Consider the following 16,268-nt stretch of genomic DNA (forward strand, 5'->3'; position numbering starts at 1 on the left):
TGCTAATTTATCGGATGCTCTAAAATGACTCAAATTGATAAATTTAATTTCATTTATGAATGAAATGGGATAAGGGGGCTGAGGTGAAAGAGGACATTCAGTGGCGCAACATTGACTTGAACTTATTGGTGACGTTTTCTTACTTGTATCGCCATCGAAGCGTTAGCATCGCGGCAGAGAAAAGTTACGTTAGCCAGTCGGCGATGAGCCATAGTTTGTCTCGTTTAAGGTTGTTGTTTGATGACCCGCTTTTTGAGCGAAAAGGGCACAAGATGGAGCCCACCGAGCACGCTCACCACATCGCGCCAACCGTGCATCATTTGCTGGACTCTATCGCCAAAGACTTGCTCACTAAGTCTGCCTTCCAGCCTGAAAATTACGCGGGTGTATGTCGCATTGGGTTAACGGATTATGCCGAGTTTATTTTTGCTCCTCGGCTTTATGACGAAATACGCCAGCGCGCACCAGAGGCCCAGATCAGTTTTATTAACGTCAATCGTAGCAATTACGTGGCATTAACTGAGCACGAAAAGCTCGATGTCATTATTGGCAGCATGCCAGTGTTGGATGACAACTTTGAGAGCTTGTACTTGTACACGGAAAAACACGTGTGTATGTGTGATAAACAGGTATTGCAAGGGGAAACACAGCTGTCTCTAGAAGCGTTCGCGAACATAAAGCAAGCTCTGGTAAGTCCCGATGGGAGCTTAAAGACACAAGTAGACCAAAAGCTCGCAGAACATGGCTTAAGCCGTAAAGTTACCGTGGCGTCGCGCAACTTTCTCACTATTCGGCATCTATTGAAAAAGCGCGATCTCATTGCCATCGTGCCAGAAAAAATGGCGTTGGCGGAGGGCTTTTCGGACGATCTCATTACCGTTAAGCCGCCGATCGCCGTTGCGGATTTTGATATTGCCATGCTGTGGCATTCCAGCCGAAACAATGAAGATAAAGGGATTTGGCTACGCGAATTAGTTTCTTCGACCATTACCTCTCACATATAAAAAGGGCACCAAAGGGTGCCCAGAATGTTTGTCATTGAGAGCCTGTGTTATACCGCTTGCGAAGCTGGCGCGGCTTCTTTTATACGCTCTTCCTGATTCAATGATTTTTCGTATTGGCTGTACTTCCACCAAGCAAAGCCAAGGAAAATCACGATACCGCCAACGTTGTAGAAAATGATGGTCATGATGTCGGCCCCAGTAGGGAAGGTCGATGCTAAGAAACCAACTGTAAAGATAGCGATCAGTACCGATACGGTAGCGATGCCCATTTTGCGTGAGCCCATTTTGAAATCACGCTCGACGTGATCCAGTTTCAAGCGCAGATTCAGGTACGCCAACATGATGAACAGTGGTGGCAGCATGGATGCCGCTGCGGTCATGTTGATCACCGTGTTCATCAGATCTTGAGCGGTGTTAGAACCTAATGTTGGGATGATCATCAATGGGATAACGATAAGGAACTGATACCAAGCTGCGCGAGCTGGTACGCCGTTTTCGTTCAGCTCTACGGTTTTCTTACCAAAAATGCCTTCTGGAATCTCAGAGAAGAAGATTTTCACTGGCGTTGCTGTCCACATCAGTAGAGAGCCAAACATAGCGGTGAAGGATACCAAGCCTACGAAGCGGTTCATCAATACTTCTGGCAAACCAAAGTACGCAGCCAAACCTTCAAATACTTGAACCGATCCGCCCGTGTATTTTAGGGTTTCGCTAGGAACAAACACGTTAATCAAAACAGACGCGACTGAGTAAAGCACACCGATAAAGATACCTGCGATGATGATGACTTTAACAAACGATTTCGAGCCGCCTTTCACATCGTTTACGTAAACCGCGACCGATTCCGCACCGCCTGCCGCCATAAAGATCCATGTAGTAATGCCTAAAAATGCCCAGCTGAAATCAGGGATCATCGCTTCTACAGTAATTGGGTCAGCCGGTTCTACGCCGCCGATCAACGCTGCGCCAGCCAGTAAAATGTACGACATTGTCAGTAGCAGCATGAGGGAGGAGGTCACCGACGTAATTGGCCCCAACATTTTCGCGCCGTTTGTCGATACGTAGGTCGCAAACGCAAACAAAATCATACTGAGCACGGTAGTGGTGAATGGCGTCAGAATGTATTCATAGCCTAAGAACGCGTAAGACGCATAAGCGATAACGCGCGGTAGCAAAGACGTGAAGAAGAATAGGTTAACGAACCAATAAGTGTAGGCAGAGATAAACGCCCAGCGACCGCCGAGTGAGCTTTTTACCCATGCGTAGACACCCGCTTCAGAATCTTTATTCAGAGATACGAATTCTGCGATGATCAAACAGAAAGGGATGAAATAAAAAATGGTCGCCAGAAAGAACATTGGCGCAGAAGCTAGACCGATCTCGATGTTGTTATTGATTACGTTATTAAAGCTAAATACTGCAGCAAAGGTGAGGGACAACAACCCGAATTTGCCTATCGTATTACGTTTGGATTCAGACATGTTCTATCTCCGGTGAATCACGTTGGAATTGTAGGGAGGAAGGGCTTGTAATGCTGTGACCACAGCCCTTCTCTTGTTTTATTTATTTAGGAAGTAGCCATCTTCGATGGTCACTTTGAGCACGACTTTTCTTACGCGGTTGTCTCCGTGGAAGCGGTACGCTTCACTGTTTTCAAAAATCGCCACTTGGCCTTCGCAAAGCTCACGTGTTTCACCCTGACCAGAAAAAAACTCGCGGTCGGTTTCATCACGATAAGCTTGTTCTAGTGTTAACGCGGTTTTATCCGCGAACTCAACGCTTTCTCGGCCTTCGAGGTAGTAATGCACATCGAAGTAACGACGGTTACCGATGAACATTTCGGTTTGTTTCGCGATGCCATCTTCAACCATGTAAACCAGTGAATCGCCAATCGAGTGCATCACGCCATCTTTGATGTTTCCGATGTTGCCAATGGCTTCCACACAGCGGTTCCATTTACGACCGTTGCGATATACCTGTTTGAATTGCTCTAAGCTGTCTAACACGATCATGGGTTACGCCTCGTTGACTGATTGAGTATTGGTTTGAGTGAAAAATGCGTTGTCGAAATCATGGTTTGCCATCACGTGTGCGTTGCAATCGCCTGCTTGCAGTGGCATCAGCGTCAAACCGTAACGGAACTCGTCCATGTACACGCGGTAAGAGTCGAGCACTTCGCTGCCCCATGAGTTCGAGCCTAACCCCATCACTTGATGGTCAAGGTTAAGGGTGATGTAGCCACTCTTTTCTAGCTCGATCGTATGTTGTGCTTCATGCAGATTTTGGTTGGTGTAGAACCACGCGCTGAAGTTGATTTCTTGCTGAGGTTTCACCAATAACCCTGTGCCATGACGGTTGGTGAGCGAGGCCCAGCGCACGTGTTGGCGGTTGCCGTTGTTTTGCGGGAACGGGTAGTTCTCGAACATGTCTTTTACGGTGCTGTGGTAAACATCAATGAGGTTGGCTTGGCAACTGTCTTGGTAGTTTTCTTCTGGGCCACGGCCGTAGTAACTCACTTGATCAAAGCTGCCGTTGATGCCCAAATCCAAGCCGATGACCGGAATCACGTGAGGGTAGTCGCCGTATCGTTCGCCACTCAGTTCCACGTTCAAATGGCCTTGAGCATTGATTTGATAGCGATAGGTACAACGCATGCCAAAATCAAAGACCGGCGGCGCAATGATGCTGGTGGTCGTAATCAAGACGGAATCATCGGTTGCCTCCACAGCAAGTGTGCGGAAGTGCTCCTGCATGATTTGCAGATGCGCTGGGTGCCACAAACCTTCATACTCTTGTTTGTGGTTATCAATCATCGGTTTGAAGAAGTTCAGTCTCGGCTCTGATTGAATGATCTCTTCGCCATTTACGCGCCAAGAAGTCAGCTTGCCGTTTACTTTCGAGAAAGTAAGCGCGAAGTTATGACCTGTGATCACGTGCTCTAGGCGGCTTTCTTCAAGCGCCAAGGGTTGAATATTGTGGTTGACCAGCGCAGGCAACGTCGCGGTGTTTTCTTTCAGTTGGAACTGATACACCGCAATTTCATGGTTGGCTTCGCTGTAAAGCGTGCGACTGTCTTTGCGTACGGTGAAGTTAACAAAGGCTTCGCGCTCATCCAATTCTGGCAAGTCGATGGTCACTTCACGTTCGCTGTTGGCGACCAAAGCTTCGACTTTGAATTGCACGCTACGCAGGGTTTCGCCTTCGGCACGCACGTCAGCATTAATGGTGTAATCATCGAGGTTGGTGAACCACAATTTGTTCTCAATGATGAAGCGATCATGGCAACCTTCAACGGCGCGGATTTTCACCGGTGCAATGACTTGTTTGTATTCTTTCAGGCCAGGGCCCGGGGTTTGATCTGGGTAAATCAGACCATCCATGCAGAAGTTGTAGTTGTTTGGGTAGTCGCCATAATCGCCGCCGTATTTGTAGAACTCTTGGCCGTGCTCATCACGCGCTAGAATGCCGTGATCACACCATTCCCAAACGTAGTGACCTTGAATGTGGTCGTGCGCATAGAACACGTTTTGGTATTCGGTTAAACCACCCGGCCCGTTCCCCATCGCGTGTGCGTATTCGCAGATGATGCGTGGCTTCTCGTGTGGGTGTTCGCCAAAGTAATTCATCAGTTGAGCGCGTGAGTACATCGTCGAAATCACATCGACGACTTCAGCATCGCGGTCTTCTTCGTAGTGAACCAAACGGGTGTCATCAATTGCTTTGGTCGCGGTATACATCGCACGGATGTTACAGCCATAACCCGATTCGTTACCGAGTGACCACATGATGATAGAAGGGTGGTTTTTCTGTGCGTGCACATGGCGCACTGCGCGATCAACAAACACCGCTTCCCATGCTGGATCATTGGTGATACGGCTCAGGTCGCCAACGTTGGCAAAGCCGTGGGTTTCCACATCGGTTTCTGCCATCACAAACAGGCCGTAAATATCACACAGCTCGTAGAAGCGTGGGTCGTTCGGGTAGTGTGCGGTGCGAACCGAGTTGATGTTGTGTTGCTTCATCAAAATCAGATCTTTTTCCACGCGGTCCATGCCCACTGCGCGACCTTTTAGGTGGTCGTTGTCATGACGGTTTACACCATGCAGCATCACGTATTGATTGTTGATGTAGAACAGGCCATCACGCACTTTGATGTCACGGAAACCCACGCGTTGTGGGATCACTTCCACTACGTTGCCTTGGTGATCTTTTAAGGTAATGAACAAGTGGTAAAGGTAAGGATTTTCAGCCGTCCAATGCGTTGGGCTCACCATATCAATCGCAAAGCTTGTTGAGTGGTGGTTTTGGATAGTCAGTGAATCGCATTGACCACTGGCTACGACAGTGCCTTTGTCATGCAGCGCGTATTCCAGCGTATAGCCAGACGCGATAGCGGTGGAAAGGTTTTCCAATTCGATTTGAGCACTGAGCGTCGCACTTTGGTAATCGTCGGCGAAATCGGTGCGAATTGTTAGGTCTTGGACGTGAATGTTCTCTTTTCCGATTAGGTAAACATCACGGAATATCCCCGCCGTCCACCACATGTCTTGGTCTTCAATGTAAGTGGAATCGGCCCACTGCATCACGCGTACAGAGAGTAAGTTTTCGCCTTGTTGGACGAACTTGGAAATGTCGAATTCCGCTGTGAGTCGGCTGCCTTTACTAAAGCCGACGTACTCGCCGTTTATGTACACTTCAAAGTAGGTTTCCACGCCGTCGAACTTGATGATGGTTTGTTGGTTACCCCACTGTGGACCAAGTGTAAATGTGCGTTGATAAGCGCCCGTTGGGTTGTCGGTTGGTACAAACGGGACGTCGATCGGGAATGGGAAGCCCTCATCGGTGTATTGCAGATCGCCGTGGCCTTCCATTTGCCACATGTTTGGGACGGTAATGTGTCCCCAGTCGTTCATTGTTTGTGAGTAAAACTCATCAGGTACCAACATTGGGTTGGTGAAATAACGGAATCTCCATTGGCCGCTGAGTAACATAAAGCGGCGACTCAGTTCACGTTGAAAGGTTTGTGCGCTCTGAACAGAGTCGTAGGAGAAAAAGTACGCACGCGGTGCCATACGATTCTCGTGTAAGTGTTGGAAGTTTTCCCAATTGTTCACGTTTTGATCTCCCCTCGGCTTGGTGCGCTTATGTTGGAGTGCGGATTGGTTTCATCGCGGCTCAACATCAGTGCAAAAACAACGGCCGATGTATTGTGAAAAATGCTTATGAATAATCTGGGAAATATATTAGTAAAAGTTTTACTAAAATAAATTGGTGAAAACGTTTTACTTTAACTTGGTCACGTTTTAAATGACCAGTGTTGAGCAAGATGTGATCAGCGTAAAGGAATGAAATCTAGATTGTTTGGGAAAGTAAAAACAGTAAAAATTCGGTAGAAAATAAAAGGAGAAATAAAAAAGCACTGAAAATTCAGTGCTTTATTTGAACAGTTTTGAAGGTATTTTTATCGAGTTGTGCCGCGTAGCTTGAGCTTGCTTGGAACGTACACTTGAAGGGGCAGTGCGCGTCCGTCACGGTATTTTTCTACTAACAAGTTCACGCCTTGAATACCCATCATTTCAGAATGAATACGAACGGTAGATAGAGGTGGGAAGGTAAAGCGCGCGGTAGGAATGTCGTTCACGCTGATCAGCGCAATATCATCAGGAATGTTTAAACCAAACTCATGCACTGCTCGTAACACACCAATCGCAATGGAGTCCGAAGCAATGAACATCGCTTTTGGGAAATCGCCTTTGGCCAGCATCTCTTTCGCTAAGTCATAACCGGACAAGCTAGAGAAATCGCCACGATAAATGTCGTCTTCAGAAACCACACCTTTTAGGCTGCCGTAGTCCACAAACGCATTTTCACGAATGTCTGCGGTGTTGGGCTCGTCTTGTCCACCAATAAATCCGATGCGCTCGTAGCCTTGTTGTACAAAGAAATCAACCACTTGCTTGCTGATTCTTACAAGGTCGATATCAACGCAATCGTAAGGGCTAGTTGGATCTGAAAAGTCGATGTAACAGATGCTATCGGCTAGGCGTTTAGGTAACTTATTGACCACCTTTTGGTCGACTTTCCCGACTAAAAGGACACCCGTGATCTTTTGCGTTTCAACATCAACTTCGCTGTTGTAGCAATTGGTTAGCGTAATGCCGAGTTTGTCGCACTGAGTTTCAATCCCATGACGAATCGACAAGTAGTACGGGTCATTCACTTCTGCTTCTTGTTTGTAATTGTACAAGGCCAAAAAGTGATGTTTTTGCTTGGCTTCTTTGGTGGCTTTCTTCGAGCTGCTGGTGCGGTACTCCAGCTTTTCTGCGATTTCTAAAATGCGGCGTTTGGTTTCTTCTTTAACGCTCAACGTCGGATCGTCATTCAAAACTCGCGATACGGTTGCAAGTGAGACGCCCGCTTCAGTGGCGATATCTTTTAGTGTTGCCATGTACATTTCCCGTTGGCATTGCTCACAGTCCAAGTGAGAACTCAATAATCTGGCTATTGTAAACAGCTACTTAGGGATGCACAAACTTTTAGTAAAATCGTGCGATCCACGAAAGAGAGCGGTATCTGCTCGACTCATCTTCACTGCTCATCATCCTCCTGGTTTAATTTAACTAAAGTCAGCATCTAAAATAAGGCTTTTGTGTAATTTTGTGAAAACGTTTACACAATTTGAATTCGATCACGGATCTGGATCGAGATTGGTTGCTAGACTTTTAGCCAGTTAAGAAATGGGCGTACCGATTCGATGCAATGGCGATTGGCTTTTAGCGCATCAGAGTGAGGTGTGAACAGAAAGCAGCAAACGTGGAGAAGCAAAAAGTGAAAGTTCTTGTCACAGGCGGTATGGGATACATCGGTAGTCACACTTGCGTTCAGATGATTGAAGCGGGAATGGAACCTATCATCGTTGATAACTTGTGTAACGCCAAACTGGAAGTGTTAAACCGTATTGAAGCGCTGACTGGCAAACAGCCTGCGTTCCACCAAGGTGACATCCGTGACGAAGCCTTTTTGGATACGGTATTCGCGCAGCACGAAATCCAAGCCGTGATCCACTTTGCTGGCCTCAAAGCGGTTGGCGAATCGGTGGCAAAACCACTTGAGTACTACGACAACAACGTCAATGGCTCATTGGTGTTAGCGCGCAGCATGCGTAAAGCGGGCGTGAAAAGCATCGTATTCAGTTCATCGGCAACGGTTTACGGTGACCCTGAAATAGTGCCGATTACGGAAGATTCACCAACAGGCGCAACCACCAACCCATACGGACGCAGCAAATATATGGTGGAGCAATGCTTAAGCGATCTGTTCCATGCTGAAAACGACTGGAGCATCACCTTACTGCGTTACTTCAACCCAGTTGGCGCGCACCCATCGGGCAGCATGGGGGAAGACCCACAAGGAATTCCCAATAACCTGATGCCATTTATCGCCCAAGTCGCTGTTGGCCGCCGAGAAAAACTCGCGGTATTCGGTAGCGACTACCCAACCCCTGACGGCACTGGCGTGCGTGATTACATCCATGTGATGGATCTGGCCGACGGCCATATTGCGGCTTTGAAATCGGTGGGGGAAACATCGGGTTTGCACATTTACAACTTAGGTACAGGTAAAGGCTCGAGCGTACTTGAGATGGTGGATGCGTTCGCGACCGCTTGCGGTAAACCAGTGCCTTACGAGTTATGCCCGCGTCGTCCTGGGGATATTGCTGAATGTTGGGCAAGCACGGAAAAAGCCGAGCGTGAACTAGGCTGGAAAGCAACACGCACGGTAGCTGAAATGACCGCCGATACGTGGAACTGGCAGTCAAATAACCCTAGTGGCTATTCCCCGGAGTAATTGCAGTCGCCGCGTTGCCATCTGCGCTTCTCACGGTTTTGGGAAGCTGAGTTTGAAGAATTTTAAAGAGTTGAGTAAGTAACATGTCGAATGTCGAATTTAACCCAGTGGATCATCCACACCGCCGTTACAACCCTCTGACTGGGCAATGGATTTTGGTTTCACCTCACCGTGCAAAACGCCCTTGGAGCGGCGCAGATGAAAAGCCCGCATTGGATGAGCTACCAAGCTATGACGGTAAATGTTTCCTTTGTCCAACCAACGAACGTATCTCTGGCGATGTCAATCCAGACTACCAAGGCACCTATGTGTTCAATAACGATTTTGCTGCGCTAATGGTGGATTCACCAGATGCACCGGAGTCAAACAACCCGTTATTCAAAACGCAAGGCGTGCGCGGTTTGAGCAGAGTGATTTGCTTCTCGCCAGATCACAGTAAAACCTTACCGGAGCTGCCAGTGGATAAAATTCGTGGCGTGATTGATACATGGAATGAGCAAATTGAAGAGCTCGGCAAAGAGTACGTTTGGGTTCAGGCGTTCGAAAACAAAGGCGAAATCATGGGCTGTTCTCAGCCTCATCCGCACGGTCAAATCTGGGCGAACAGCTTCTTACCCAATGAAATTGAGAGCAAAGAGCACAACCTAAAAGCGTACTACCAAGAGCACGGCAGCAACTTGCTGGTGGATTACGTACAAGCGGAACTCAAAGACGGTTCACGCATTGTGGTGGAAACCGAACACTGGCTGGCGGTGGTGCCTTACTGGGCTGCTTGGCCGTTCGAAACCATGTTGTTGCCGAAAACGCACATTCGTCGCATGAGCGAACTCAGCGATGAGCAACGAGACGATTTAGCGCTAGCGATTAAGAAGCTGACCAGCCGTTACGACAATTTATTCCAATGCTCTTTCCCTTACTCAATGGGCTGGCACTACGCGCCGTTTTTTGACCAAGGCACAGACATCGACCATTGGCAGCTTCATGCACTTTTTTATCCGCCACTACTGCGCAGTGCCACGGTTCGTAAGTTCATGGTGGGCTACGAAATGCTGGCAGAAAGCCAACGTGACCTTACCGCAGAGCAAGCGGCGCAGCGTCTGCGTGATGTGAGTGATGTCCACTACAAAGAATGCTAAGTCTTTAAATTGGACTGATTACGAATAACGGGATAGCGCGACTTTACAGATAGAAAGTTAGGCTCAACGCGCTATCCCACACAAATTACTATTTTAAGAGAACGTCCCTATGTCTGAACTTATCCAAAATGTGAAAGCGTCATTTGAGCAAATGTTGGGCTACGCACCTAGCCATATTATTCAAGCGCCTGGTCGTGTGAACTTGATTGGTGAGCACACCGATTACAACGATGGTTTTGTCCTACCGTGTGCCATTAACTACCAAACGGTCGTGGCGGCGGCAAAGCGTGAAGACAATATCGTGCGTGTGGTGTCGGTCGATTACGGTAACGCAATGGACGAATTCGATATCACGCAAGCCATTACCTTCCAGCAAGACAAAATATGGGCGAACTACATTCGCGGCGTGGTGAAGTGTCTTCTGGCGCGTGGCTACCAGTTTACTGGGGCGGATATTTCAGTCAGCGGCAACGTACCTCAAGGCGCGGGTTTGAGCTCATCGGCGGCATTGGAAGTGGTGATCGGTCAAACGTTTAAAGTGTTGTTCAATCTTGAGATCAGCCAAGCCGAAATCGCGTTAAACGGTCAGCAAGCTGAGAACGAATTCGTCGGTTGTAACTGCGGCATCATGGACCAAATGATTTCAGCGGAAGGGCATGAAAATCACGCGATGCTATTGGACTGCCGTAGCCTAGAAACGGAATCGGTTTCCATGCCAGAAGAGATGGCCGTCGTGATCATCAACTCGAATAAAAAACGTGGTTTGGTCGACAGTGAATACAACACTCGTCGTCAACAATGTGAAGAAGCGGCGCGCATTTTCGGTGTGAAAGCTTTGCGTGATGTGACGATTGAGCTGTTCAACGAGAAAGTCGCTGAGCTGGATGAAATGGTGGCAAAACGTGCCCGTCACGTCATCACAGAAAACGATCGTACGGTGGAAGCGGCACAAGCGCTACGAGCACACGACATGAAGCGCATGGGTGAGCTGATGGCCGAGTCTCATGCCTCGATGCGCGATGATTTCGAAATCACGGTAAAAGAAATCGATACGCTGGTGGAGATAGTCAAAGAGGTGATCGGCGATCAAGGCGGCGTGCGCATGACTGGCGGTGGCTTTGGTGGTTGCATCGTGGCACTTGTACCGCCAGCACTGGTTGATGATGTGAAAGCGGCAGTTGAAGCGAAGTACCAAGCGGCTACGGGCTTAAAAGAGTCGATTTATGTTTGCCAAGCCAAAAATGGTGCGGGTTTGGTTGAAGTGCTGTAAGGAATGATGATGAAAGCCTATTTTCAACAACTAGAACAAGCGATGGCGCAAACGCCGTCGTTTGATGGCCAAACTGCGACTCTGATTCATTTGACCAACGCGAGTGGCATGACGGCGTCGTTTATGGATATCGGTGCGACGTGGTTGAGTTGCACATTACCGGTAAATGGTGAAAACCGTGAAGTGTTGTTGCGCTCACCAAATATGGCTGAACACATGAAGCAAGACGCTTATTTCGGTTCCATTGTTGGCCGCTTTGCTAACCGAATTGCGAAGGGGCAGTTTGAGATAGACGGAGAGAAGTATCAACTTGGTATCAATAACGGTGAAAACTCACTGCACGGTGGGCTGGAAGGGTTTGATAAACGCCGCTGGAAGGTTGAAGAGCAAAATGAGCAACAGGTCACTTTTTCACTTCGCTCCCCGGACGGTGACCAAGGCTATCCGGGAAATCTCGATGTGAAGGTGACGTACACGCTCACTGATGAGAATGAATTAGCTATCGCCTATGATGCTAAGACCGACAAAACATCGCCAGTGAATTTAACCAATCACGCCTACTTTAACTTGGCTGGTGAGGCGAGTCGCGCGAAAAGTTTGGATCATACTTTACAGCTCAATGCTGGGCATTACTTGCCAACGGATGCGGGGTTAATTCCTACCGGTGAACAAAAACCAGTTTCGGGTACCAGTTTCGACTTCACTGAGCCAAAATCGATTGGCCAAGAATTTCTTGCTGAGCAAGATCAGAAAACCGCTGGTGGCTACGATCACGCCTTTGTATTCATGCCTGAAGTGACCGATGGCGTGTCTGTCGCTGCGGTTTTAATTGCACCAAAAGAAGATGTGGTGATGAAGGTGAAAACCACCAAGCCTGCCATCCAGTTTTATTCAGGTAATTTCTTAGCCGGTACGCCAGGTGCAAGTAAAACTTACGAACGCTATGACGGCCTAGCATTGGAAACGCAATACTTTCCAGACGGGCCAAACAAACCAGAATGGGGACTCAACAATGGGGTGTTGGTCTCTGGGGATTGCTATCAGCATCAAACTACTTATCAGTTTGAATTTTAGATAGCACTTCTGCCCTTTGAACTTGCAGCGGCAGCGATGCTGCAACTCCAACGACTTTGGGTGTTATGGTGGGCTACATGCCCACCTTTTTTGTTTTTGATATGTATTTTTACTAGGAAGTTTAAATCACTTACCTCACTTTCGACACAATACTGTACGGTGGATGCTCCCCGTAATTTCCTACTTATTACTCTTCGTTTTACCTTTTTTGTTATCGTTTACATTTTTGTTGATTTTAGAGTATTTTAATTAAATGACACTTCTCTTAATATTTGTGATCTTTAGCTCGTTATAAGGTTTTTAGCGTAATATGTATCAATATGTGTGATTTGAGTTGCATTTCATTTGGGTGGTAACGTTTACACTTTGCGGCGTAAACAAAACTACAGGATGAAACTGATGTCGAATATAGAACATGGTCTAAGCTTTATCGACATAATGGTCTTCGCCATTTATGTCGCAATTATCATTGGGGTCGGACTTTGGGTATCTCGTGATAAAAAAGGCACTCAGAAAAGTACGGAAGATTATTTCTTGGCGGGAAAATCTTTGCCCTGGTGGGCTGTCGGTGCTTCGCTAATTGCTGCAAATATTTCTGCGGAACAATTTATAGGAATGTCTGGTTCAGGCTATTCAATCGGCTTGGCTATCGCATCTTATGAATGGATGTCGGCAATAACATTGATTATTGTTGGTAAGTACTTTCTACCTATTTTCATTGAAAAAGGAATCTATACCATTCCTGAATTTGTTGAAAAACGATTCAATAAAAAACTAAAAACAATTTTGGCCGTTTTTTGGATTTCCTTGTACATTTTTGTAAACCTAACTTCAGTACTGTATTTAGGTGGTTTGGCTCTCGAAACCATTTTGGGTATTCCGTTGATGTACTCAATTCTAGGTCTTGCGCTGTTTGCGTTGGTGTACTCAATTTACGGTGGTTTATCGGCAGTAGTATGGACCGATGTCATTCAAGTGTTCTTCTTAGTTTTGGGTGGTTTTATGACTACCTACATGGCAGTGAGCTTTATTGGTGGTACGGACGGTTGGTTCGCTGGGTTGTCTAAAATGGTCAATGCCGCTCCAGGCCACTTTGAGATGATCTTGGATCAAAGTAATCCACAATACATGAACCTTCCTGGTATTGCCGTATTAATTGGTGGTCTTTGGGTAGCAAACTTATACTATTGGGGATTTAACCAGTACATTATTCAAAGAACGCTTGCTGCAAAATCAGTATCGGAAGCTCAGAAAGGTATTGTTTTTGCTGCATTTTTGAAACTTATCGTTCCGTTTCTGGTGGTATTGCCAGGTATTGCCGCTTACGTTATTACTTCGGACCCAAAACTAATGGCAAGCCTTGGTGATATTGCAGCAACAAACCTTCCAAGTGCTGCTCATGCGGATAAAGCATACCCTTGGCTAACTCAGTTCTTGCCTGTTGGTGTTAAAGGTGTTGTTTTTGCGGCTCTTGCTGCTGCAATTGTTTCTTCACTAGCATCAATGCTTAACTCAACAGCCACTATCTTCACTATGGATATTTACAAAGAGTATATCTCTCCTGACTCAGGTGACCACAAGTTGGTGAATGTTGGGCGTACTGCAGCTGTGGTGGCACTAATTATTGCCTGCCTAATTGCTCCAATGTTAGGTGGTATTGGCCAAGCATTCCAATACATCCAAGAATATACAGGTTTAGTTAGCCCTGGAATTTTGGCTGTATTCTTACTTGGCTTATTTTGGAAGAAAACAACCAGTAAAGGGGCTATTATTGGTGTAGTAGCATCAATACCATTTGCCTTGTTCTTGAAATTTATGCCACTTTCCATGCCATTTATGGATCAAATGCTATACACATTATTGTTTACAATGGTTGTTATCGCATTTACAAGTTTGAGCACATCAATTAATGATGATGATCCTAAAGGTATTAGTGTTACATCATCGATGTTTGTAACAGATCGAAGCTTTAATATCGCTTCTTACGGCATAATGATTGTTTTGGCAGTGTTATATACATTGTTCTGGTAAAAACATTCTTTATTATACTCCGCTCTTTTTTGAGCGGAGTTTTTCTAATTAAAAGAGTGTCATATGGATTCAACCTTGCTGCCAAATGTCGTTTCTTTTTTTAAAACGATAGAGCCATTTCATTTACTTCCTGACCATGTTCTTGATGCTATCGCTACGAACACAGATATTGTTTATTGGGGAAAGGGAGAGAGTGTCTCCTTAGTTATGCCTGAAGGAAAAAATTTATATATTATTCGAGCTGGAGTTATCGAACAGAGATTTCCTAATGGTGAATTAAGAGCTAGATTAGGCGAAAATGATGTATTTGGATTTAATTTAGAACAGGATAAATATAAAGTAAAAACCATTGAAAATTGTTTAATATATAAAATTAATTATGCGTTCTTACTAAAAGAAGTTTCGAATTTTGAAAATGTTGTTAACCAGATTGCAATCCGTGCAAGTCAACGTCTCACTTCAAGTATTAATGCACAGTATTCACAAGCAGAAAAAAGCCTGTTTTTTAAAAGGGCTAAAGATTTAGCCAATCATAATGTTGTGGTGGTGCATAAAAACCAAAGTATCCAGCAAGTGGCACAAATCATGAGTAAAAAAGGCTGCACTTGTGCCTTGGTTACCAATGACAATGCATTGGTTGGAGTGGTTACCGAGACTGACATGACAAGTAGAGTGGTTGCTGAGGCGTTTAATATCTATAGACCTGTTGAGGATATTATGAACGCTCATCCTCAGAGTGTTGACCAAAATGAGCCCGTGATTTCTGTGTTCAATCTGATGATGAAACACAATATTCGTAACATCCCTGTTCTTGACAAAAATAAACAAGTTTTAGGTTTGATTAGCCCTCAAGAGTTAGTTCAGAGGCATGGCATCCAGGCTGTTTTTTTGATTGAAAAAATCAGTAAGTGTAATAGCTTAGAGTCGCTTTCATTGTTAGTAAAAGAACGTCAGGCAGTGTTTGAGGCGATGATAGAATCGCATTTGCCAGCCAATGTAGTTGGGCAAGTTTTAATGATGATTTATGATGCCTTTACCTGTCGATTGATTAAATTGGCAGAAAGAAACGTGGGTTTACCTCCTTGTAATTATGCTTGGTTAGCGGCGGGTTCGCATGCGAGAGGAGAGGTTCACTTAGGTTCTGATCAAGATAACGCTTTAGTACTTGATGACTCAGCAACAGAAAGTGACCGAATTTATTTTCGACATTTTGCTATGTATATATGTAAAGGATTAGCGGAATGCGGGTACCCTTTGTGTAATGGGCGTTTTATGGCGGCTACACCAACGTGGAATCAGCCATTATTCATCTGGAAGCAGCTCTACAGAAAATGGGCAAACAATCCAGAATACAATATGTTACTAAATCTTAATGTCTTTCTTGAAGTGCGCTTTATTTCCGGGGATAGGTCACTATTTGATGAACTAAATAGTGAACGCGAGCGGTGTACCAAAAATAACCCTCATTTAATCGCAGCCTTAGTTAGAAATTTAATATCACACCGTCCACCACTAGGGATATTCAATAACTTAGTGTTAGAAAACAATGGTCACAACGAGAAATCGCTGAATATTAAAAAGTCTGCGGTTGGTCTGTTGGTCGATATCGCTAGAATTTATGCTCTTCATAAAGGCGGAGGAATGTTGTCAACGGAAGAAAGATTCGATTTTGCGTATGATACAGGATTGATTAATAGCACTTCACATCAAGACTTGATAGGGACTTATCGTTATGTAACGCAATTACGTTACTCACATCAGCTGCAATGCTTACAAGGTGGAAAGCCAGTAACGAATGCTATATTTCCTGAGCATTTTGGCAGCTTTGAAAGACAACACCTCAAAGATGCTTTTCGCATAATACGCGGTTATCAAGACACGTTAAAAATGAAATTTGGCTCTTAG

At 45.7% G+C, this 16,268-nt stretch carries 11 protein-coding genes; 7 read left to right on the plus strand and 4 right to left on the minus strand.

Annotated elements, in window-relative coordinates:
• The first annotated feature begins 83 nt into the window (after window positions 1–83).
• Entirely contained in the window at window positions 84–1,004 is a 921-nt protein-coding gene (locus D8S93_RS01280) for a LysR family transcriptional regulator (RefSeq protein WP_413743267.1), read from the plus strand.
• 47 nt (window positions 1,005–1,051) lie between these two features.
• On the opposite strand, the gene D8S93_RS01285 is transcribed toward D8S93_RS01280, so the two are convergent.
• The 4 genes from D8S93_RS01285 to ebgR all read right to left on the minus strand — a co-directional run bounded on the left by D8S93_RS01285 (window position 1,052) and on the right by ebgR (window position 7,452).
• Entirely contained in the window at window positions 1,052–2,485 is a 1,434-nt protein-coding gene (locus D8S93_RS01285; RefSeq protein WP_006742400.1) for an amino acid permease, read from the minus strand.
• A gap of 78 nt (window positions 2,486–2,563) precedes the next feature.
• Window positions 2,564–3,016 (minus strand): beta-galactosidase subunit beta, encoded by a 453-nt coding sequence (locus tag D8S93_RS01290; protein ID WP_152811681.1) that lies wholly within the window; start codon window positions 3,014–3,016, stop codon window positions 2,564–2,566.
• 3 nt (window positions 3,017–3,019) lie between these two features.
• The gene (gene ebgA / locus D8S93_RS01295) at window positions 3,020–6,118 is read right to left on the minus strand and encodes a beta-galactosidase subunit alpha (RefSeq protein WP_319802944.1); all 3,099 of its coding nucleotides are present in this window, start codon (window positions 6,116–6,118) and stop codon (window positions 3,020–3,022) included.
• Between the two features lie 347 nt (window positions 6,119–6,465).
• A complete protein-coding gene (gene ebgR, locus D8S93_RS01300) occupies window positions 6,466–7,452 on the minus strand; it encodes a transcriptional regulator EbgR (protein ID WP_025591165.1) in 987 nt (328 codons plus the stop codon).
• 380 nt (window positions 7,453–7,832) lie between these two features.
• On the opposite strand from ebgR, the gene galE reads away from it, so the two are divergent.
• The 6 genes from galE (at window position 7,833) to D8S93_RS01335 (ending at window position 16,268) form a co-directional block, all read left to right on the plus strand.
• Window positions 7,833–8,852, plus strand: coding sequence for a UDP-glucose 4-epimerase GalE (gene galE / locus D8S93_RS01310; protein WP_319802956.1), 1,020 nt, complete (start codon window positions 7,833–7,835; stop codon window positions 8,850–8,852).
• 83 nt (window positions 8,853–8,935) lie between these two features.
• Window positions 8,936–9,988, plus strand: a complete 1,053-nt coding sequence (locus D8S93_RS01315; protein WP_152811683.1) for a UDP-glucose--hexose-1-phosphate uridylyltransferase — start codon at window positions 8,936–8,938, stop codon at window positions 9,986–9,988.
• Between the two features lie 109 nt (window positions 9,989–10,097).
• The gene (gene galK / locus D8S93_RS01320; RefSeq protein WP_152811685.1) at window positions 10,098–11,258 is read left to right on the plus strand and encodes a galactokinase; all 1,161 of its coding nucleotides are present in this window, start codon (window positions 10,098–10,100) and stop codon (window positions 11,256–11,258) included.
• A gap of 9 nt (window positions 11,259–11,267) precedes the next feature.
• Complete coding sequence (gene galM / locus D8S93_RS01325; protein WP_193621562.1) at window positions 11,268–12,332, plus strand: galactose-1-epimerase; 1,065 nt, start codon at window positions 11,268–11,270, stop codon at window positions 12,330–12,332.
• A 345-nt stretch (window positions 12,333–12,677) separates the two neighbouring features.
• A complete protein-coding gene (locus tag D8S93_RS01330) occupies window positions 12,678–14,363 on the plus strand; it encodes a sodium/sugar symporter (protein WP_227483953.1) in 1,686 nt (561 codons plus the stop codon).
• A 63-nt stretch (window positions 14,364–14,426) separates the two neighbouring features.
• Entirely contained in the window at window positions 14,427–16,268 is a 1,842-nt protein-coding gene (locus D8S93_RS01335; RefSeq protein ID WP_152811687.1) for a DUF294 nucleotidyltransferase-like domain-containing protein, read from the plus strand.

The sequence above is a fragment of the Vibrio sp. VGrn 2 genome (genome assembly GCF_009361695.1).
Taxonomy (GTDB): Bacteria; Pseudomonadota; Gammaproteobacteria; order Enterobacterales; family Vibrionaceae; genus Vibrio; species Vibrio diabolicus.